The 18,829-nt window shown below is 68.3% G+C and carries 19 protein-coding genes; 6 read left to right on the forward strand and 13 right to left on the reverse strand.

What is annotated here, in order from left to right; all coding sequences use genetic code 11:
• Positions 1 to 11: 11 nt before the first annotated feature.
• Positions 12 to 500, reverse strand: a complete 489-nt coding sequence (locus tag G528_RS0101575) for a CarD family transcriptional regulator (protein WP_026917435.1) — start codon at positions 498 to 500, stop codon at positions 12 to 14.
• 282 nt (positions 501 to 782) lie between these two features.
• Between G528_RS0101575 and G528_RS0101580 the strand changes: the two genes are divergently transcribed.
• Positions 783 to 1,478 (forward strand): copper chaperone PCu(A)C domain-containing protein, encoded by a 696-nt coding sequence (locus G528_RS0101580; RefSeq protein WP_051198166.1) that lies wholly within the window; start codon positions 783 to 785, stop codon positions 1,476 to 1,478.
• A 53-nt stretch (positions 1,479 to 1,531) separates the two neighbouring features.
• Positions 1,532 to 2,923: a DNA repair protein RadA gene (gene radA / locus G528_RS0101585; RefSeq protein ID WP_026917437.1), complete on the forward strand. Its 1,392-nt coding sequence runs from the start codon at positions 1,532 to 1,534 to the stop codon at positions 2,921 to 2,923.
• 59 nt (positions 2,924 to 2,982) lie between these two features.
• Here the strand turns inward: radA and G528_RS0101590 are convergent, their stop codons facing one another.
• The gene (locus tag G528_RS0101590; RefSeq protein WP_026917438.1) at positions 2,983 to 3,510 is read right to left on the reverse strand and encodes a PaaI family thioesterase; all 528 of its coding nucleotides are present in this window, start codon (positions 3,508 to 3,510) and stop codon (positions 2,983 to 2,985) included.
• A gap of 67 nt (positions 3,511 to 3,577) precedes the next feature.
• Between G528_RS0101590 and disA the strand changes: the two genes are divergently transcribed.
• Positions 3,578 to 4,675 carry a DNA integrity scanning diadenylate cyclase DisA gene (gene disA / locus G528_RS0101595; protein WP_026917439.1) on the forward strand — a complete coding sequence of 366 codons (1,098 nt, stop codon included), beginning with the start codon at positions 3,578 to 3,580 and terminating at the stop codon, positions 4,673 to 4,675.
• Positions 4,676 to 4,690: 15 nt separating this feature from the next.
• Here disA and G528_RS0101600 read toward each other — a convergent pair whose 3' ends face one another.
• Positions 4,691 to 5,443, reverse strand: coding sequence for a hypothetical protein (locus tag G528_RS0101600; protein ID WP_026917440.1), 753 nt, complete (start codon positions 5,441 to 5,443; stop codon positions 4,691 to 4,693).
• Between the two features lie 110 nt (positions 5,444 to 5,553).
• Complete coding sequence (locus G528_RS0101605; protein WP_026917441.1) at positions 5,554 to 6,183, reverse strand: carbonic anhydrase; 630 nt, start codon at positions 6,181 to 6,183, stop codon at positions 5,554 to 5,556.
• Positions 6,184 to 6,193: 10 nt separating this feature from the next.
• On the opposite strand from G528_RS0101605, the gene G528_RS0101610 reads away from it, so the two are divergent.
• Positions 6,194 to 7,078 (forward strand): HhH-GPD family protein, encoded by an 885-nt coding sequence (locus G528_RS0101610; protein WP_281170321.1) that lies wholly within the window; start codon positions 6,194 to 6,196, stop codon positions 7,076 to 7,078.
• Here the strand turns inward: G528_RS0101610 and G528_RS18685 are convergent.
• Positions 7,056 to 7,874, reverse strand: coding sequence for an alpha/beta fold hydrolase (locus G528_RS18685; RefSeq protein ID WP_026917443.1), 819 nt, complete (start codon positions 7,872 to 7,874; stop codon positions 7,056 to 7,058). The two genes, G528_RS0101610 and G528_RS18685, sit on opposite strands and share 23 nt — an antisense overlap.
• Before the next feature lie 48 nt (positions 7,875 to 7,922).
• On the opposite strand from G528_RS18685, the gene G528_RS18690 reads away from it, so the two are divergent.
• Both G528_RS18690 and G528_RS0101625 read left to right on the forward strand, forming a co-directional pair.
• Positions 7,923 to 8,234 carry an antibiotic biosynthesis monooxygenase family protein gene (locus G528_RS18690; protein WP_026917444.1) on the forward strand — a complete coding sequence of 104 codons (312 nt, stop codon included), beginning with the start codon at positions 7,923 to 7,925 and terminating at the stop codon, positions 8,232 to 8,234.
• Between the two features lie 73 nt (positions 8,235 to 8,307).
• Positions 8,308 to 9,762, forward strand: a complete 1,455-nt coding sequence (locus G528_RS0101625; protein ID WP_026917445.1) for an aldehyde dehydrogenase — start codon at positions 8,308 to 8,310, stop codon at positions 9,760 to 9,762.
• 143 nt (positions 9,763 to 9,905) lie between these two features.
• Here the strand turns inward: G528_RS0101625 and G528_RS16065 are convergent, their stop codons facing one another.
• The 8 genes from G528_RS16065 to G528_RS0101665 are packed head-to-tail and all read right to left on the reverse strand — an operon-like array spanning position 9,906 to position 18,825.
• A complete protein-coding gene (locus tag G528_RS16065; protein WP_051198167.1) occupies positions 9,906 to 10,547 on the reverse strand; it encodes a hypothetical protein in 642 nt (213 codons plus the stop codon).
• Positions 10,547 to 11,350: a hypothetical protein gene (locus tag G528_RS0101635; protein WP_156890319.1), complete on the reverse strand. Its 804-nt coding sequence runs from the start codon at positions 11,348 to 11,350 to the stop codon at positions 10,547 to 10,549. The genes G528_RS16065 and G528_RS0101635 overlap by 1 nt, the downstream gene beginning before the upstream one ends.
• 59 nt (positions 11,351 to 11,409) lie before the next feature.
• Complete coding sequence (locus G528_RS0101640; protein WP_026917447.1) at positions 11,410 to 12,834, reverse strand: MCE family protein; 1,425 nt, start codon at positions 12,832 to 12,834, stop codon at positions 11,410 to 11,412.
• Position 12,835: 1 nt separating this feature from the next.
• Entirely contained in the window at positions 12,836 to 14,083 is a 1,248-nt protein-coding gene (locus tag G528_RS0101645) for an MCE family protein (RefSeq protein ID WP_026917448.1), read from the reverse strand.
• Positions 14,083 to 15,357 (reverse strand): MCE family protein, encoded by a 1,275-nt coding sequence (locus tag G528_RS0101650; protein ID WP_026917449.1) that lies wholly within the window; start codon positions 15,355 to 15,357, stop codon positions 14,083 to 14,085. Before G528_RS0101650 ends, G528_RS0101645 begins: the two co-directional genes overlap by 1 nt.
• A 1-nt stretch (position 15,358) precedes the next feature.
• Entirely contained in the window at positions 15,359 to 16,591 is a 1,233-nt protein-coding gene (locus G528_RS0101655) for an MCE family protein (RefSeq protein ID WP_026917450.1), read from the reverse strand.
• Positions 16,584 to 17,642: an MCE family protein gene (locus tag G528_RS0101660; RefSeq protein ID WP_026917451.1), complete on the reverse strand. Its 1,059-nt coding sequence runs from the start codon at positions 17,640 to 17,642 to the stop codon at positions 16,584 to 16,586. Before G528_RS0101660 ends, G528_RS0101655 begins: the two co-directional genes overlap by 8 nt.
• A complete protein-coding gene (locus G528_RS0101665) occupies positions 17,635 to 18,825 on the reverse strand; it encodes an MCE family protein (RefSeq protein WP_026917452.1) in 1,191 nt (396 codons plus the stop codon). Before G528_RS0101665 ends, G528_RS0101660 begins: the two co-directional genes overlap by 8 nt.
• Positions 18,826 to 18,829 lie beyond the last annotated feature (4 nt).

The raw sequence follows: 18,829 nt of genomic DNA on the forward strand, positions 1-18,829 counted from the left end.
GCTCTTGAGCGTCAGGAAGCGGTCGCGAGGATCTCGTCGAGCATGCTGTCGGCCTTCTCGTCGTTCGTGTGCTGAGCGAGGGACAGTTCGTCCACCAGCACGCGCCGGGCGCGGGTCAGCATGCGCTTCTCACCCGCGGACAGCCCGCGGTCCTGCTCGCGACGCCACAGGTCGCGGACGATCTCCGCCACCTTGATGATGTCGCCGGAGATCAGCTTCTCCTGATTGGCCTTGAAACGACGGGCCCAGTTGGTGGGCTCCTCGGTGTGCGGTGCGCGAAGCACCTCGAAGACCTGATCCAGGCCCTCCTGGCCGACCACGTCGCGCACGCCCACGTAATCGAGCTTGCTGGACGGGATCTGTACCGTCATGTCACCGTCGGAAACCTTGAGAACCAGGTACTCGACGTCTTCACCCTTGATGCTCCGCACGACGATGTCTTCGACTCGAGCAGCACCGTGATGGGGATACACGACGGTGTCGCCAACTTTGAAATTCAATGTCCACTGCCCCTTTCGAATGTAACCAGTCTAACACGGGGCTCACCACGGGCTTTAACCAACGGTGCAGGTCAACGGGACGCCAGCAGGTGAACGCGGGTATTGGCCCGCATAGCGGCCTGCTACGGAAGTACCGTTGCCCGGCCCGGCGAGGCCGCGACGGCGTTACGCTTATCGAGGCGATCGGGCGACCCGGGGAACCGTTTCTCGGCACCGCCCACTACGCTGCGTAGTGAGGAGTCCGCACCGACGCGCGGACAATGCGACGACCACCCGGAGGAAATGGTGTCAGTGCTCAATCGGTCCACCCGCCGTCTGGCCTCGGCCGCTGCCGTCGGCGCTTTCGGAGTCGCCATCGCGCTGGGCACCACGGCCTGCGGTGCGGGCAAGATCTCGCAGACCGCCAACCAGGAACCCGCCGTCAACGGGGCGAGCGGAACCATCAAGTTGGCGCCGTCGCAGTTCAACGGCGAGCAGGTCTCCAACGGCACCATCGCGGTTCGCAACGTGCACGTGCTGTACCCGGTCGACAAGGCCGACAAGATCTTCGGCGACGGCGGCCCCTTCAAGCTGTCGTTCACGATCGCCAACGACAGCCCGAGCCGCATGGTCCGGCTCGACCGGATCAGCGTCCCCACCGGCAGCATCCAGGTGACCGACCCGAAGCCCGCCGACGGACAGAAGGCCTCGGCCGACCCGCGTCGGATCGGCCCCGGACAGGCCCTGACCGCCGGCGTCCCGTCGAACGTCGACCCCGACGACGACGACATCGCGCGCTTCGACGTCCAGCTCACTGGCGCCGGTGACACCGTCGCGGCCGGTCTGACCGTCCCGGTCACCTTCGAGTTCACCGTTCTCGACCTGGGGGGCAAGCCGCTCGACACCGTGAAGACCACGGTCGGGACTCCCGTCGACGGCGGCACCCTCGACGATCGCCAGGACGTCGTCCGCGACATGCAGGCCGACGGCGAGCACTGATCGGCGGCCACTGATCGGGCACCGGTGTCGTAGGCGCTGCCTACAGTTGACCCGTGGCTAAACCGAAAGCGGTCTTCCGCTGTTCAGCGTGCGGGCATCAGGTCCCCAAGTGGTTCGGGCGCTGCCCCGACTGCGGTGAATGGGGGACCATCGCCGAGTCGGCGCCCGCCGCTGCGACCCGATCCACGGGGACCGCATCGGTGGCGCCGTCGCATCCGGCGACACGCATCACCGAGGTGTCGGCGGCCACGGCGGGCGCCGAGCCCACCGGGATCGGCGAGTTCGACCGCGTCCTGGGTCGCGGTGTCGTCCCGGGGTCGGTGATCCTGCTGGCCGGTGAACCCGGCGTCGGAAAGTCCACGCTGCTGCTCGAGACCGTGAAGCACTGGGCCGCACAGGACCGCACCGCGCTGTACGTGACGGGCGAGGAGTCGGCCGGACAGGTTCGCCTGCGGGCCGAACGCACCGACGCCGTCGACGAGAACATCTACCTCGCCGCGGAGACCGATCTGGCGACGGTCCTCGGCCACGTGGAGGCCGTCTCGCCGACACTGTTGATCGTCGACTCCGTACAGACGATGGTCGCCTCGGGCACAGACGGTGTGACCGGCGGCGTCACTCAGATCCGCGCGGTCACCACGGCCCTGGTGTCGTTGGCCAAGTCCAGCGGGGTCGCGGTGATCCTCGTCGGCCACGTCACCAAGGACGGGAATGTCGCCGGCCCCCGGTCACTGGAGCATCTGGTGGACGTCGTCCTCGCGTTCGAGGGCGACCGGCATTCGTCGCTGCGCATGGTCCGCGGCATCAAGAACCGGTTCGGCCCGGCCGACGAGGTCGGTTGTTTCGAGCAGCGATCCGACGGGATCCACGAGGTGCCCGACCCGTCCGGGATCTTCGTCCACCAGCACCCGTCGGAGGTCGCGGGCAGCGCGACCCTCGTCGCGATGGACGGTCGGCGCGCGATGGTCGGCCAGATCCAGGCGCTCCTCAACACCACGCAGATGAGCTCGCCGCGGCGCGCCGTCTCCGGACTCGACTCGGCGCGGGTGGCGATGATGCTCGCCGTGGCCGAGAAGCACGCCGGTGTGGCGGCAGGCACCAAGGAGGTGTACGCGTCGACGGTCGGCGGGATGCGGGTCACCGAGCCCGCCGCGGACCTGGCGATCTTTCTGGCCGTGTTCTCCTCCGACCAGGACAAGCCGATCCCGTCGACCACGGTGGCGATCGGCGAGGTCGGTCTGGCCGGTGAGGTCCGCAGGGTGCCGTCGATCGCCCGGCGGGTCGCCGAGGCCGCGCGCCTGGGTTTCCGGCATGTGATCATCCCCGCCGGCACCGACGAGGAGCTGCCGCGCGGTCTGCGCATCAGCCGGGTCTCCGACCTCGCCGAGGCGCAGCGGGCCGCACTGTCACGCCTCGCACCGGTCCCCACCCGCACCCCGTTCTGACCTGCCGTGTTCTGCCCTGCCGTGTTCTGACCTGACCGGTGCGACGGCGCGGATCCGGCTCAGACGTCGGAGGGCATCACACGCTTGTCGAGGTAGTCGGCGAAGTGCTCCTTGAGATCGATCACGACGAAGACCGCGTGGGCCGCCGCGACCGGCTGGTCGCGATCGCCGAAGTGGGCGACGGCGCGGGTGTAGACCTTGCGGCGTTGGCGGCCGAGCACCTCGCCGTGGAACTGGAGGGTGCTGCCGAGGGGGATGGGTGCGGCGAAGTCGATCTCCAGGTGCACGGTCACGACGGGGAGGCCCGTGATGAGCGGCGAGGTGCCCATGACCTCGTCGAACGCCGCCGCCAGGACGCCGCCGTGGATCACGCCGGGTCCGCCCTGCATGCGGTCGACCACGTCCATCCGGGCGTCCACGGTGAGCCCTTCGCCCGCGAAGACGTCGATGTGCAGCCCGGCCGGGACGTCCCTGCCGCAGCCGTAGCACATGCTGTGGTGCAGGTCGATGCGTCGGCCGGGCGGCGTCGCCTTCGGGTGGCGGGTCAGGGGCTCCAGGTCGTCGGGCAGCACGAATGAGGTCTTCACGGACAGCTACGCTAGTCGGGACCAGATCGGCTACCGCTCGGCGCCCCCGAGCGAGGTGAGGACCGCCATGAAGGAGATTGCCCTGCTCGACCCGGCGCGGGCCGAGCGGGTTCGTTCGGCCCTGCGCCGCGTGGCACCGGGGACGGCGCTGCGCGACGGTCTCGAACGAATCCTCCGCGGCGGCACCGGCGCCCTCATCGTCCTGGGCTACGACGAGGACACCGAGCGGATCTGCGACGGCGGTTTCCATCTCGATGTGGAATTCGCGCCGACGCGACTGCGGGAGCTGGCGAAGATGGACGGTGCGGTGGTCCTGTCCGCCGACGGAACGCGGATCGTCCGGGCCAACGTTCAACTGGTGCCGGATCCGTCGATCCCCACCGAGGAGTCCGGCACCCGGCATCGTGCCGCCGAGCGCACCGCCATCCAGACCGACGTCCCGGTGATCTCGGTGAGCTCGTCGATGTCGATCGTCAGCGTCTACGTGGCGGGCCAGCGGCGGGTGGTGGAGAATCCGGATGCGATCCTGTCGCGCGCCAATGTGGCGTTGGCGACGCTCGAACGCTACAAGTCGCGCCTGGACGAGGTGAGCAGCCAGCTCTCACGCGCCGAGATCGAGGACTACGTGCTGCTCCGCGATGCGATGAGCGCCGCTCAGCGGATGGAGATGGTGCGCCGCGTCTCGGTGGAGATCGCCGAGTACGTCCTCGAACTCGGTGTCAACGGCCGCCAGGTCGCGCTCCAGTTGGAGGAGCTCATCAGCGACAACGACACGATGCGCGAACTGCTGGTTCGCGACTACCACGCGAGCCCCGAGCCGGCGAGCACCGAACAGGTGCGGCAGATCCTCGAAGCGGTGGAGTCCCTGTCGGACGCCGAACTGCTCGACCTCACGATGGTCGCGGGGGCCTTCGGGTACCCGACGTCGCTCGACTCGCAGGACACTGCGATGAGTCCGCGCGGCTACCGGCTCCTGGCCCGCATCTCCCGTCTCCAGTTCGGGCACATCGACCGGCTGGTCCGGAACTTCGGGACGCTGCAGTCGCTGCTCGCCAGCAGTGCGGCCGACCTGCAGTCCGTGGAGGGGATCGGGAGCATCTGGGCCCGCCACATCCGCGAAGGACTGTCCCGCCTGGCCGAGAGCAGCCTGGAGCGGTTCGACTAGTGCCGCCTCAGTCGTCTACTGGCCGCCGGGCTCGGCGGGCGCGACGATGTTGAAGGTGATCGGCGCCGACTCGCGCTCCCCGACCTTCGCGGTGGCCTGGTAGCCGCCCGGGACCACCTGGACGCGCTTCTTCTTGCACTTGGGACTGCTGGTGGTGCCCGACCACGTGATCGTGTCGCTGACCTGCTGACCGGGCTGCAGCACCTGGACGTCGACCGTCGGGTCGGGTGCGCAGTCCTGCGCGGCCCACAGGGTGCGGCTGCCGTCGAGTGTCCGGACGATCACGTTCTGCGCCGCCTTGCCGACGTCTCGCGAGCACTCGGCGAGGCCGCCGTTGGTGGTGACGATCGTGAACACCGGGTTGTCGCCGACGCTGTAGGTGGGCTTGTCGGTGTAGAGGACCACCGACAGGCTCTGGTCGGCACAGGTGGCCGGGCCGCCGCCGTCGGCGGGCGCCGGAGTCGACGGCGGGGCGGGCGGCGCACTCGGGTCACCGCCGCCGCCGTGGTCACCGCCGCCGCTGGGCGCCTCACTGCTCGGCGCGGACTCGCTCGGCTGCGCCGGGTCGGACGGGTTCGCGGGGCCGGCGGGTTTCTGGGTGCTGGAGGTCGCGGCGGCGCTCTGGGTGTCGGAGTCGTCGCCCGACCGTCCGCTCAACGCGACGATCAAGATGATGACCGCAATGACCGCCGCCACGACAACGGCGCCGGCGAGCAGACGTCGGCGCCAGTACACCTCGGGGGGCAGTGGTCCTTGTGGTTCGATCACGCCCTCAACGGTATCGTCGCCCGACCCCGCGGAGGGTCCGGGCGACGCGGCGTGTCGGCGATTACCTGCTGTTCTGCCGGGATTCCGGCCCGATCAGGGATCGTTTCGGGTCAGTTGAGGGTCGCGTCACCGATGTCGCCGACGGCGTCGACGAGTTCGACGCGGCCGTCTTCGAGCTTGTAGGTGAGGCCGACGACGGCGAGGGTGCCTGCCTCGACGCGCTCGGCGATCACGCGGCTGCGCTGCATGAGCAGGTGGACGGTCTCCTTGACGTGCCGTCCGACGAATCCGTAGTAGTCGCTGATGCCCTCGGAGCGGCCCGCGAGGATGCTCGGGGTCACCTTCTCGACGATGGCCCGGACGTATCCGTTGGGCAGGGTGTTGTTGTCGAGGGCCTCCATGGTGGCGCCGACGGCGCCGCAGCTGCTGTGGCCGAGTACGACGATGAGCGGGACGTCGAGGACGTCGGGGCCGAACTCGATCGTGCCCATGACCGCTTCGTCGAGGACGTGGCCGGCCGTGCGGACGACGAACATGTCGCCGAGGCCCTGGTCGAAGATGATCTCGGCGGCGAGTCGGGAGTCGCCGCAGCCGAAGAGCACGACGTGCGGGGACTGGCCGCCCACCAGCGCGGTGCGTTCGGCGATATCCTGGTGCGGATGCTGAGGTTCACCGGCCACGAACCGTGCGTTGCCGTCTTTGATCACTTGCCATGCCTGCGCTGGTGTTAAGTTCTCCATGAAAGTCACTATGCCACCGGTCACACTCCTGGAATGGTTCGGGTCCGCCGAACGCGACCTGCCGTGGCGTGAGCCGGGTCTCTCGGGATGGCACATCCTGGTCAGCGAGATCATGTCGCAGCAGACCCCGGTCTCCCGGGTCGTCGAGCCGTGGACGCGGTGGATGGCCCGGTGGCCGACGCCGTCGGCGCTCGCCGCCGAGACTCCGGGCGAGGTGGTCCGCGCCTGGGGCAGGCTCGGCTATCCGCGGCGGGCGCTGCGGCTGCACGAATGCGCGCGGGTGTTGGCCGAGGAGTTCGACGACACCGTGCCCGACGACGTCGACGTGCTGCTCGGGTTGCCGGGGATCGGTGAGTACACGGCGCGCGCAGTCGCCTGCTTCGCCTACGGTCGCCCGGTGCCCGTCGTCGACGTCAACGTGCGTCGGGTGATCGCGCGATCGGTGCACGGCCGCGCCGAGCCGGCGAACCCGGCGCGGCGGGATCTCGCCGACGCCGAAGCACTGCTCCCGCGCGACGCCGACGGTGCGTACGCGGCGACCGCGCCGCGGTTCAGCGCCGCGCTGATGGAGCTCGGGGCGCTGGTCTGCACGGCGCGCGTGGCGCGCTGCGAGCAGTGCCCCTTGGAGCCCTCCTGCGAGTGGGTGCGTCGCGGGAGGCCGGCGCATGACGGTCCGCCGCGGCGCACCGCACGCTACGAGGGCACCGACCGCCAGGCGCGGGGACGGCTCCTCGACGTGCTGCGGGACACGTCGGGGCCGGTGGAGCGCGCCGCCCTCGATCTCGCGTGGGAGCGCGATCCCGGGCAGCGGGCGCGAGCACTGGACTCCCTGCTGGTCGACGGCCTGGTCGAGGTGACCGACGACGGCCTGTTCACCCTCGCCGGAGAGAGCTGAGGAAGGCCTCCACGGCGCCGCGGTACACGTCGGGGACGTCGTCGTGCAGCAGGTGTCCGGCACCGGCCACCCGGAGGTACGCCGACTCGGGGCGGTCCGCCTGGCGGCCGCGGCTCGCCATCTGCGCCATCTGGCCCTCGGGGGTCACCCCGTACTCGGCTTCGAGCAGCAGCGTCGGCGACGCGACGGCGTCCCATTCGGCCCAGAAGTCGCGGCGTCCCCATTCGTCGGCGATCGCCTGCCAGACCTCGAGGCTCCCGTGCAGTCGGCCGTCGTCGAAGGCTTCGTAGAAGTAGCGGCCGGCCACGTCGCCGAACATCGCGAGGGCTTCACCCTCGTCGGCGAAGCGGTCGGGCCAGGTCTCGAACCAGGGGGTCCAGTCGCCGGTGGTGCGGCCCCGGAAGTCGGGGGCCATGTCCTCCACGACGACGGCCTCCACGAGCTCGGGGTAGGCGGCGGCCGTGCACCAGGCGTGCAGTCCGCCCATCGAGTGCCCGATGAGGACGGCCGGGCCGCGGTCGATCCAGGTGATGAGTTCGGCGACGTCGGCGACGAATCGTTCGGTGGACAGCTCGTCGGCCGCCGGCGCGGAGCGGTGGTCCACGCCCTGATGGAATGCGGCGTCGAAGGTGAAGACGCGGCCGTATCGGCGCAGCCAGGGGATCTGTCTGCGCCACGTCCGCCCGCGGCCCATCAGCCCGTGCAGCAGGATGATGGCGCCGGCGCCCCCGGCGCCGCGGCCGGCGCCGCCGTAGTCGAGCAGGCCCACGCCGCCCGGTCGGATGTCTGCGCTCACGCTGTTCGACCCTAACGATCGTCGCCCGTCGACAGTAGTGTGGGCGGTATGGCTGTCGTGAAGATCAACGCCCTGTCCGTTCCCGCCGAGGCGGGCCCCGAACTCGAGAAGCGCTTCGCCGCCCGCGCGGGTGTGGTCGACGAGGCCGCGGGTTTCCGCGGCTTCCAGTTGCTGCGTCCGGTGAAGGGCGATGACCGGTACTTCGTCGTCACCCACTGGGACGACGATGCGAGCTACGAGGCGTGGGCCGGCGGCGACGCCCGTGCCGCGCACAAGAGCTCGAAGAAGCCGGTGGCGTCGGGGGCCGAACTCCTCGAGTTCGAGGTGGTTCTCGACGTGCCGCCGAAGGCCGCCGACTAGGCGAGAATCCTCGCCAGTTTCTAGAACGTGTTCTAGCATCGGTGGAGAGACTTCACCGAGACGAGGAGCACGTATGCCCGAGCCCATCGAGACCACCGCGCTGTACATCGGCGGCAAGTGGGTCGACCCGCACTCCACGCAGGTGCTGGAGGTCCACTCGCCTGCCACCGGCGACAAGGTGGGATCGGTGCCGTCCGCGGACGCCACCGACGTCGACGCCGCCGTCCGCGCGGCCCGCGAATCGTTCGACTCCGGGGTCTGGCGCAACACCCCGCCGGCTCAGCGAGCTGCGGTGATCCGCCGGGCCGCCGACCTCATCAACGAACGCGGCGACGAGATCGGCGCACTGGTCTCCGCCGAGATGGGGGCCACCCCGGGCGACGTCGCGACCCTCCAGCAGCTCGCGGGCACCGGCTGCCTGAGCGCCTACGCCGACGCCGCCGACGAGTACACGTGGGAGGAGAAGCGGACCGGACTGTTCGGCGAGACCCTCGTGGTCCGCGAACCCGTCGGCGTGGTCGGCGCGATCATCGCGTGGAACGTCCCGCTCTTCCTGTTCTGCAACAAGTTCGGGCCCGCGCTGGCCGCCGGTTGCTCGATCGTCCTCAAACCCGCCCCGGAGACCCCGCTGAACGCGAACCTCCTCGCGGAGATCTTCACCGAGGCCGGTGTGCCCGAGGGCGTCATCTCCATCGTCCCCGGCGGCGTCGAGACCGGACAGGCGCTCGTCGACCACCCCGACGTCGACAAGATCACGTTCACCGGATCCACCGCGGCCGGCCGCACCATCGCCGCCCGCTGCGGCGACCAGCTCAAACGGTGCTCGCTGGAACTCGGCGGCAAATCGGCCGCCATCGTCCTCGACGACGCCGACATCGCGGCCAGCGCGCCGATGCTCGTGTTCTCCGGCATCCTCAACTCCGGTCAGGCGTGCGTGGCGCAGACCCGCGTCCTGGTGCCGCGCGACAAGCAGGACGAGGTCGTCGAGGCGATGGTCGCCGTCGCATCCACGTTCACCCCGGGGATGCCCGACGACCCCGACACCAAGGTCGGGCCGATCATCAACGCCAAACAGCACGAGAAGGTCACCGGATACATCGAGAAGGGCAAGGCCGAAGGCGCCACCGCCGTCCTCGAGGTGCCCGCACCCGAGGTCGGCACCGGCAACTTCGTCGGACCGACGATCTTCACCGGCGTCACCAACGACATGACGATCGCGCGCGAGGAGATCTTCGGCCCCGTCATCAGCGTGATCGCCTACGACACCCTCGATGAGGCGATCGCCATCGCCAACGACTCCGACTACGGGTTGGCCGGTTCGGTGTGGACCGCCGACGTCGACAAGGGCGTCGAGGTGGCCAAGCAGATCCGCACCGGCACGATGGGCATCAACTGGTACGCGATCGACCCGTCGTCCCCCTTCGGCGGATACAAGAAGTCGGGCATCGGCCGGGAGAACGGCCGCGAGGGCCTCGAGAGCTACCTCGAGCACAAGGCCATCCTGATGCCGATGGGCTACACCTCCTGACCGGCCCTTCCTGACCGGCCCTTCCCGACCGACCCTTCCCGACCGACCCGCAGTCGGCACACCCGAGCAGTCCGCCCCGCGAACCGATCGGTTCGCGGGGCGGACTGCTGTTCGGAGTTCGGGGCCGGAGTCAGCAGCCGGAGTCAGGGAGTACCCGGCTGGGGCTCCTCGCTGGGCTGGGGCTCCTCGCTGGGCTGGGGTTCCTCGCTGGGTCGGGGCTTGCCCTCCGAGGGGATCGGCACCGCGTTCGACGGCTTCTCATCGACCTCCTGCAGCTTCTTCTGCAGTGAATCGTCCTCCAGCACGTCGAGCCCCTCGACGACCCACTCGCCGTCGTCCTTGCTCATCGTCAGCAGCAGCCGGCTCTTGGTCAGCTGCACCTCGGACACGTCGTGCTGCGTCGACGACTGGTTGATGAACAGGAGCACCTTCGCGGTGTCCTTGGTGTTCGTCACCACGCCCGAACCCTGGATCGTGATCGCCGTGTTGACACCGTTGCGTTTGATGCCCTCGACGACGCGACCCTCGATGACGTTCTTCTCGTATTCCTTCTTGGCCGCTCCGCGAAGCCGGTTCATCGTCGCGGTCACGTGAGAGTCGATGTTCTTCGGATTCCATCCGAACATGTCGGTGACGATCGACTCCGCGGCGCTCTTCGCGTCGTCGCGCGCGTTCTCGGCGGCCTTCGCGTTGACCATCCGCACCCCCAGGACCACGGCCGTCGCCACCGACGCGATGACCAGGATGCCGAACAGTGGGACCAGCCACTTCGCCAGCTTCTTCATCACGCCACCCAATCGAAGTACGTCATCTTCAGCTCACCGTTGATCCGCGTGATGTCCACACGTGCACGGAACGTCTCGAACTGCGTGTTCTTCGGATCGTCCCGCGGGTGCTCCTCCCAGGCGAACACCACCAGCACGGAGCCCTCGTTGTCGTCGGCCTTCGAGACCGCGTCGCTGACGATCGTCGTGGTGCTCACCGAATCGTCGCGCCGCGCCATCTCGGTGATGGCCTTCATGTTCTCCTCGAACATCTGTCGTGCCCGACCGCTCGTCTTGTCGGTGAGGTTCTTCTCGAGCTGATCGGCGTTCGACGACGTCAGCGTCGTCATCGACACCACCATCTGCTGGGCGAACGACGAGTACTCGGCCCGCAGCCGCTCCTTGTCCTGGATGCGGTCGTACTGGACGACGAACACCACCGACAGCACGATGCCGGCCACGAGCACGAGCACACCCAGTGCGGAGGCCACCACGGCGACGGCCCCGCCCGGCGTCAGCGAGCCCCGCCCGGCGGACCGGCGGACCACCGCGTTGGCGCGGCGGCGCTCGCGGTATCCCGCGTTCGCCGAGAGCTCCTCCGGGTCGGGCCCGGACTCACCGGTCCCAGACTCGCCCGTGTCGGTCTCGCCCGTGTCGGTCTCGGCGGTGTCGGTCTGGGCCGTGTCGGTCTGATCTGCCCCGGTCTGATCTGCCCCGGTCTGATCGGTCCCGCCCTCGTCGGGCTCGCTCTCGTCGGTCTCGGTCTCGTCGGGCTCCGGTGCGTCCGCTTCGGACTTCGCCTGCGTCTTCTTCGGTCGCCTCACGCGGCCGAGAGGACTGCTGCGGCGGACCTCCGGGCGCGCCGGTGCGGTCTCGTCCTCGTTCAGGACTCCACCGTCTTCGTGATCAGGTCGTACCATTTCTTGTTCTGACCCCGCGACTTCGTGTTGGCATCGGTCGTGTACGTCTTGCCGTCCGGTCCGACGAACCGGCCGGTCTCCGGATCGTAGGTGGTCGCGTAGACCGCAGGCGAACTGTCGTAGTCCGACGGCGTTCCGGGGACCACCTCGCCCGCCGGCTGCTTGGGCAGATCCGTGCCGGGGAACCCGTTCGGCAGGGCGACGTTGTCGCGCTTCGACGGGACGAACCCGGTCCGACATTCGGCGGGTGTCGGGGCGCGACGGCCCGGGAACTCCACACACGGGAAGTTGCGGGCGCCGCGCACCGAAGCCTGCGCATCCTGCGGCAGTCGGCAGAGCAGACCGGAGGGGAGATCCCGCGCATCCTGCTCCGACGGGAACCGCCACTCGTCGGTCGGCATGAACCCGACCGTACACGTCGGCGGATCCTGGAAGCCGAGCGTGAAGTTCACATTCGGACCGTGCCGGTTGGAACCCGTGTTGATGGCCGTGATCAGCGCCGACAGCACCCGCGGGTACAGGACGATGATCTGCTGCAGATTCGGCAGATACACCGACTGGGTCCGCGCGGCGACCTGGAGGTTCGAGATCGCGAGCGGAAGCGACTGGTTCAGATCCTCGAACAGCTGCTGGCTCTGCGCCGCCACCCCCGGACCGTCGGCCAGGATGTCGGTGATGTCCGGTCGGCTCGCCCGCAGCTGATCGGTGACCTTCGTCAGACTCGACGTCCACGACCGGATCTCGCCGGCCGTCCGGGTCTGCGTCTCCAGGATCGGTCCGGCCTGACGGACCAGATCGATCACCGAGTCGACGTTTTTGTCGAGGGAGCCGACGAACAGCGTCATCGAATCCATGAGGCGCTGCAGTTCGTCACCGTTGCCGTTGAAGACCGTGAACGCCTCGTCCATCACCTCGCGGAGCTTGGTGTCGCTCACCGCGTTCAACAGGGCGTCGGCCTGATCGAGCATCTTGGAGATCTCGACCGGGATGTCCTTGGTCTGCACCGTCGATCCGTCGACGAGATCGTCGTCCGACGGATTCTCCGGCGGCGTGAACTCGACGAACTGCTCACCCACGGCCGACACGCTGCGGACCGAGGCCGCCGAATCCTTCGGGATCGTCGTCGACGAGTTGATCCGCAGGCTCGCCGAGACGCCGTCGGGCGTCAGCCGGACCCCGGAGACCTTGCCGACGTCCACACCCCGGTAGCTCACGTTGGCGTTCTCGTAGAGACCGCCGCTGGCCGGCAGCTGCAGGTTCACGGTGTAGCTGCCGATGCCCACCATCTGCGGGATGCGGATGTAGAACACGGCCATCGCCACCATCGACACCACCGTGACGATGCTGAACACGATGAGCTGCATCCGGACGAAACGGGTGATCTTCATGTCACTTGCCGCCTTGCAGATTCGGCAGGAGGTCCTCCAGCGTCGGGTTGCTCGGGTTGCTCTGCTTCCGCTGAGTGCCCCGCGTCAGCGGATCCTTGAACGGATCGCCGCCGTGCTTGGATCCGCCCGCGGCCTTGCCGACGACCTTCTCCGGCCCCTTCATGCCGACCGACACGCCCATCGTCTTCGCCAGACGACCCGCCGTGAGGTCGAGCACCAGATCGGAGTTCACGTAGTCGCCCTTCACGACCGTCGGAATCAGCTCCTCGATGAACGGGAACGTCAACAGGATCCGCAGCGAGTTGCTCAGCGCCGGACCCGTCATCGACAGCTGCTCCATCAGCTTGCGCATGTTGGGCATGATGGTCTCGATGTCGGCACGGTTCGCGTCGAGGATGTCGTTGGCCGTCGACGACAGTTCGCCGACGCTCTTCATCGCTCGGGTGAGGTTGTCACGCTGGTCGACCAGCAGCTGCAGGATCTCCGGCCCCGCCTTAAGCGCCCGCTCGATGGTGGGCGTCTGTGCGTTCATCGTCGCCGACAGCCGATCGAGACCCTCGGTGGCCGCGATGATGTGGTCGGTCTGCGAGCTGAGGTCGGCGACGAGGGTGTTGAGTCGCGGGACGAGCTTCTTGAGCGTGTCCCCGTTGCCGCCGAACACCTCGCTCAGCTCGTGGGTCACATCGCCGACCTGCGAGATGCCGCCGCCGTTGAGCACCACCGACAGCGAGCTGAGGACCTGCTCGGTGGTCGGGTACATGCACGCGTCCACCTGTTGGGCCGCGTTGACGTCCGCGATCCGCTTGCCCTTCGGCTGCGCGATGTTCTCCTGTTCCGGGCACTCCGGGGCGGCCAGCCGCCCTCCGTCGCCCAGCAGTCCGCCGGCCGGATGCTCGGGCGGGACGATCGCGATGTGCGACGACCCCAGAACGCTGGTCATGCCGACCATCGCGTGGGAGCCCTCGGGGACCTCGGTGGCGGCGTTGAGGCGCATCACGACCTCGGCCTTCCAGTCCTTGATCCGGATGTCGCCGATGCTGCCGACCGTGGTGTCGTGCATCATCACCGGCGCGTTCCGCACCAGTCCGGCCGCCGACGGGATGACCGCGGTGATCTCGAAGGCGTCCGAGCCGGTGCCCTGCGCGCCGATGGACGACATCGACGAGATCACGTCACCGCTGCATCCGGCGACCGGGATCACCAGGAGGGTCGCGACACCGAGGGTCGCGACGACACGCTTGAACCTCACTAGCCCTCACCTCCGAACGGGACGAGGAGACGCTTGAGGGGATCGCCGACCGCCGCGCGGCTCGCGGCGTCCCGATCGCGGACCCCCTGCTGTGCCCTGCGCTTCACGTCCTGATTCTGGTAGGTGATCTGACTGGGATCGGCCACCTTGCCGATCACCGGATTCGACATGAACGGCGGGTAGTTCACCGCGATGTCCTTCATGATCGGCGCCAGCAGGTCGACGCACTCCTCGATGTCCTTCTCGGTGTCGCCGGGACGCTTCGTCGACGCCATCGACCCGCACAGCATGGTGATGAGGTTGTTGCCCATGCCGAGGCCGAACACGCCGTCGAGCGATCCGGTGAGCGGGTTGTAGATGTTGAAGAAGTTGGCCAGCTGGTTGGGCGCCGAGTGCAGGAGGCCGCGGAGCTGCTCGTCCTTGCGTTTGAGCGTCGAGGTCATCTGCGCGAGCTTCTCGACGGTGTCGGAGACCGCCGTCGAGTTGGCGTCGAGGAACCCCTCGAGTTCGCCGATGGCCTCGTTGAGGTTCGTCATCGCGTCACCGAGATCGTCGGCGCTGCCCGACAGCACGCTGCTGACGCTGGCCATCCGACCGTTGAACTGCACCAGCTGCTCATGGCTCGTCGAGAGCTGCTCGGTGAGCTTCTGGAGGCTCTTGATGGTCGCGAAGACGTCGTTGCGGTTGTCCGAGAGGGTGCCCATGACCGCCGACATCTGCTTGATCGACTCGGCCATCGCGCGCCCGTTGCCGTCGAGGTTGTCGTGGGCGACGTCGAGAGCTCGCGCCGCGGTGCCCTTGTCGGCCCCCATCGGTCCGCCGTCGCCCTTGGGGCCCACGGCGTCCGACAGCTCGTCGAGCTGCTTCTTCACATCGTCCCACTCCATCGGGACGGCGGTGTTCTCCATCGGGATCGCTCCCCCGTCGGGCAGCTTGTCGCCCTCGGAGTACACCGGGGTCAACTGGATGAACCGGCCCGAGACCAGCGACTGCGCCACGATCACTGCGCGCGCATCCTCCGGGATGTCGACGCCCGAGTCGATGCGCATCGACACCTTGACGTCCGAGCGGCGGGTGTCGATGGACTCCACTTTGCCGACGCGGACCCCGATCACCCGGACGGCGTCGCCCGGGTAGAGGCCGGTGACCGACTTGAAGTAGGCGACCACCGTGTTGGTGGTGGCCTTCTGGACGATGAAGAATCCGCCCACCACGAGGAGGCAGACCACGACGACGCCGGCGACGGCGGCGACGATGCCACGTGAGATCCGCATGTCAGCCTCCCTGTCCCTTGCTCGGCTTCGGCGCCTTGTACTGGCCGGTCGGCTTCGACGGCACCGACGGCGGCGGGTACTTGCGCTCCGGCGGCGGTCGTTTCACATCCGGCGAGCCGAGGTCCGGTGCGGGACCCCAGTTCTTCGGGAACATCGGGTTGCCGGAGAACTCGTAGAAGTACCGTGCCGCCTCCGGGTACTTCTTCTTGAGGATCCGCATGAAGGTGCCCATGTAGTCGCCGAACGTCGGCAGGCCGACCAGCGACGAGAAGTACGGGCCGGAGCTCACGGCCTCACCGAGGATGTTCGCGTACGGGCCGAGGTTGTCGATCGCCTTGCCGAAGTTCTCCTCGTTGTCGTTCAGGATGTCGAGCACCCGACCGAATTTGTCCAGGACCGGACGGAGCTGTTCGTTGTTGTCCTCCACGAAACCGGTGAGCTCGGCCGTGACGTTCTTGGTCCCCGTGATCAGCTGGCGGATCGCCTCGCGGCGCACGTTCATCTCGCCGAGCAGCATGTTCGCGTCGATCAGCATGGTGCGGATCTGCTTGCTGCGCTCACCGACGATCTCGGTGACGCCCTGCGCCTTGCCGAGCAGGTCGTTGAGCGCCTGGTCGCGGTCGGCGATCGACTTCGACAGCCGGGCCACGCCGTCGACTGCGCCGCGGATGTTCTTCGGCGTCTTGGAGAAGGTGTCCGACAGCGTCTCGAGCGCCTTGTTGATCTCGTCGGTGTCGGTGTCCTTCAACGTCTGCGTCGCATCGTCGAGGACGTCGGTCAGCGTGTACGGCGACGTCGAGTTCTCCACCGGGATGTGTCCGCCCGGCTTGATGCGTTCGGCACCGAGCGGCGTGACGGTCAGGTTGCGGCGCCCCAGCACGGTCTCGCTCTTGATGGAGACGCGCGAACGGTCGCCGAGCTCGATGGTGTCGTTGAGTCGGAAGGTCACCCGCGCCTTGGTGCCGTCGCCGGTGTCGGCGAGCGCGATGCCCTCCACCGCGCCGACGGTGACGCCGGCGACCATCACGTTGTCGCCGAGTTCGAGTCCGCCGGTGTCGTCGAAATCGGCGCTGTAGGTGCTGACCTCGCTGAGAAACGGGATGCGGTCCATGTTCATCGCGACGACGACCACCATCGCGGTGATGAGCACACCGATGATGCCGACCTGGTATTTGGGCCGTCCGGCGCGGTGTCGGCGCGGCTTCTTCGGCGCGCCGCCGGCGATGTCAGTCATTCGAGCACCTCCCTCCGGCGGTCGTCGCGTCACCCGTCGCATCGATGGCGGTGAAGTAGTACTGGCTGTTGCCCGGTCCGGGCAGGAGCAGTCGGATGCGGCAGAAGTAGATCTGCAGCCATGCGCCGTAGCTGCCGAGGTTCGAGAGCTTCTTGAAGTCGCCCGGCAGGCGGCCCAGCAGGTTGCGGATGAAGGGCTCGGCCTTGAGCGCCTGCTCGCTGGTCCGGCCGAGGGCCGTCACCGCGCCCTTGATGTCGGGCCGCGTCTTCTCCAGCAGTCCGGCCAGTCCGGTGGTGGCCTTCGACGCCTCGGTGACGGCGTCGCCCAGCACGGTGCGGTCGCCGGACAGTCCCGAGATCAGCTGCTGCATGCGGTCGACGCTCTGATCGAGACCCTTGTGATCGGCTTCCAGGGTGCCGAGCGTGGCGTTGAGGTTGTCGATGACCGACCCGATCAGCTCGTCGCGGTCGGCGAGGGTGTCGGTGAACTTCGCGGTGCTCGCCAGCAGGTTGTTGAGCCCGGCGCCCTGCCCCTGGAACGCGGCGACGAGTGCCGACGACAGCTCGTTCACCTCGTCGGCGTCGAGCGTGCGCAGCAGCGGCTTGAAGCCGCCGAGGAGTTTGTCGAGGTCGAGGGCGGGCGAGGTCCGCGAGTCGGGGATCTCGTCGCCGGCGGCGAGGGTCTTCGTGAAGTCGCCGGTCCCCGGTGAGATCTCCAGGTAGCGGTCGCCGGTGAGGTTCTCGTAACGGACCATCGCCTCGGTCGACTCGGGGAGCCGGTAGGTCTCGTCGACGGTGAACGTCACACGGGCCTTGTTGTCGCCGGTGACCTCGACCGACTTCACCGAGCCGACCTCAACGCCTGCGATCTTGACCGGCGAGCCGCCCTTCATCGACGATGCGCTGGTGAAGATCGCCGAGTACTGATCCGAGCTGCCGCCCTGGTACTTGCTGAACACCAGCACCAGCCCGGTGAGCACCAGGATCATGGCGACGACGAAGCTCCCCAGCTTGATGATGGTTGCGCGGAACGCGCGTGCGCGACTATCCACGTGGGGTACCTCCGAAGAGCAGGTTGAAGATCTTGCGCGGGTCGGCCTTCGCGGTGGTCCGCGGCTGGTACGGCTTGGGCGCGTTGTCGACGACGTAGAACTTGATGTGCTCCTTGGACTGGATGTCCGAGAGCCCGGCCTGGCAGGTCGGCGGTCCGTCGCCGCGGACCTCGGGGAGGTCCTCGGGGAAGCTGTACGGATCCTGACCGGGGATCAGGCCCGCGTCGAGGAGCAGGTTCCCGTTCCGTCCGCCGAGCAGCGGGGTCGAGATGTCGGTGGCGTCGGAGGCGCCGGTGATGAAGCAGCGCAGTCCGGGGGCCTGGCGGCCGAGGAGTTTGGTGACCGGGTTCAGGTCGCTGAGCGTGGAGATCAGCTTCTTCTTCGACGGCGCCAGCACGCCGTTGGCGGTGTTCGCCATCCCGGTCACGTTGATCAGCAGGGCGTCGAGGTTCGCGGCGTTGTCCACGAGCGTCTCGCCGACGACGGTCGAATTGTCGATCACCCGCATGAGGTCGGGCATCGCGTCGGCGTACACGTCGGTGGCGCCCGCGGCTTCGCGGAGCAGCTTGTTGAGCTCGGGGAGGTGCGGGTTCGTCTTGCCGAGGATGTCGGTGAGTTTGACCAGCGAGTCGCCGATCTGTTTGCCCTTGCCCGAGAGCGCCTGGTCGATCGCACCGATCGTGATGTTGAGCTTCTCCGGTTCCATCCGGGCGAGCACCGTGACCAGCTGCTGGTAGACGGTGTTGAGCTCGACCACCACGTGGTCGGTGCCGATCTCGTCGCCGGCCCGCATGGTGCCCTTCGGCCCCTCGTCGGGGATCACCAGGTTGACGGCCTTGGCGCCGAAGACGGTGTTCGACTTGATGTCGGCCGTCACGTTCGACGGGATCCGCGACAGGTCGCCGCTGCGGATGTCGAGGGTCAGTCGGGCGTGGTCGCCGTCGTTCTTCACCGACGCGACGCGGCCGACCTCGACGCCGCGGAGTTTCACGCGGGCGTCGGGGTTCATCACCAAACCCGCGCGCGGGGCGACGAGGGTGACCGTGGTGGTGTCGGCGAACCAGCCGAGGAACTGCCCCGAGGCGAGCGCGACGATGCCGGCCAGAACGCCGACCATGATGACGGCGGCCAGCTTCCGGATCCCGTCGGCGTGTCCGCGCCCGCGCGACTTCTTCTGTGCCATCCGA

This window comes from Gordonia shandongensis DSM 45094, assembly GCF_000423025.1.
Taxonomy (GTDB): Bacteria; Actinomycetota; Actinomycetes; order Mycobacteriales; family Mycobacteriaceae; genus Gordonia; species Gordonia shandongensis.

Excerpts from the sequence above, each read along its gene's own strand:
- G528_RS0101580 (WP_051198166.1), top strand. The coding sequence starts at position 783 with ATGGTGTCAGTGCTCAATCGGTCCACCCGCCGTCTGGCCTCGGCCGCT.
- disA (WP_026917439.1), top strand. The coding sequence starts at position 3,578 with ATGAAGGAGATTGCCCTGCTCGACCCGGCGCGGGCCGAGCGGGTTCGT.
- G528_RS0101605 (WP_026917441.1), bottom strand. The coding sequence starts at position 6,183 with ATGGAGAACTTAACACCAGCGCAGGCATGGCAAGTGATCAAAGACGGC.
- G528_RS0101610 (WP_281170321.1), top strand. The coding sequence starts at position 6,194 with ATGCCACCGGTCACACTCCTGGAATGGTTCGGGTCCGCCGAACGCGAC.
- G528_RS18690 (WP_026917444.1), top strand. The coding sequence starts at position 7,923 with ATGGCTGTCGTGAAGATCAACGCCCTGTCCGTTCCCGCCGAGGCGGGC.
- G528_RS0101625 (WP_026917445.1), top strand. The coding sequence starts at position 8,308 with ATGCCCGAGCCCATCGAGACCACCGCGCTGTACATCGGCGGCAAGTGG.
- G528_RS16065 (WP_051198167.1), bottom strand. The coding sequence starts at position 10,547 with ATGAAGAAGCTGGCGAAGTGGCTGGTCCCACTGTTCGGCATCCTGGTC.
- G528_RS0101640 (WP_026917447.1), bottom strand. The coding sequence starts at position 12,834 with ATGAAGATCACCCGTTTCGTCCGGATGCAGCTCATCGTGTTCAGCATC.
- G528_RS0101650 (WP_026917449.1), bottom strand. The coding sequence starts at position 15,357 with ATGCGGATCTCACGTGGCATCGTCGCCGCCGTCGCCGGCGTCGTCGTG.
- G528_RS0101655 (WP_026917450.1), bottom strand. The coding sequence starts at position 16,591 with ATGACTGACATCGCCGGCGGCGCGCCGAAGAAGCCGCGCCGACACCGC.
- G528_RS0101665 (WP_026917452.1), bottom strand. The coding sequence starts at position 18,825 with ATGGCACAGAAGAAGTCGCGCGGGCGCGGACACGCCGACGGGATCCGG.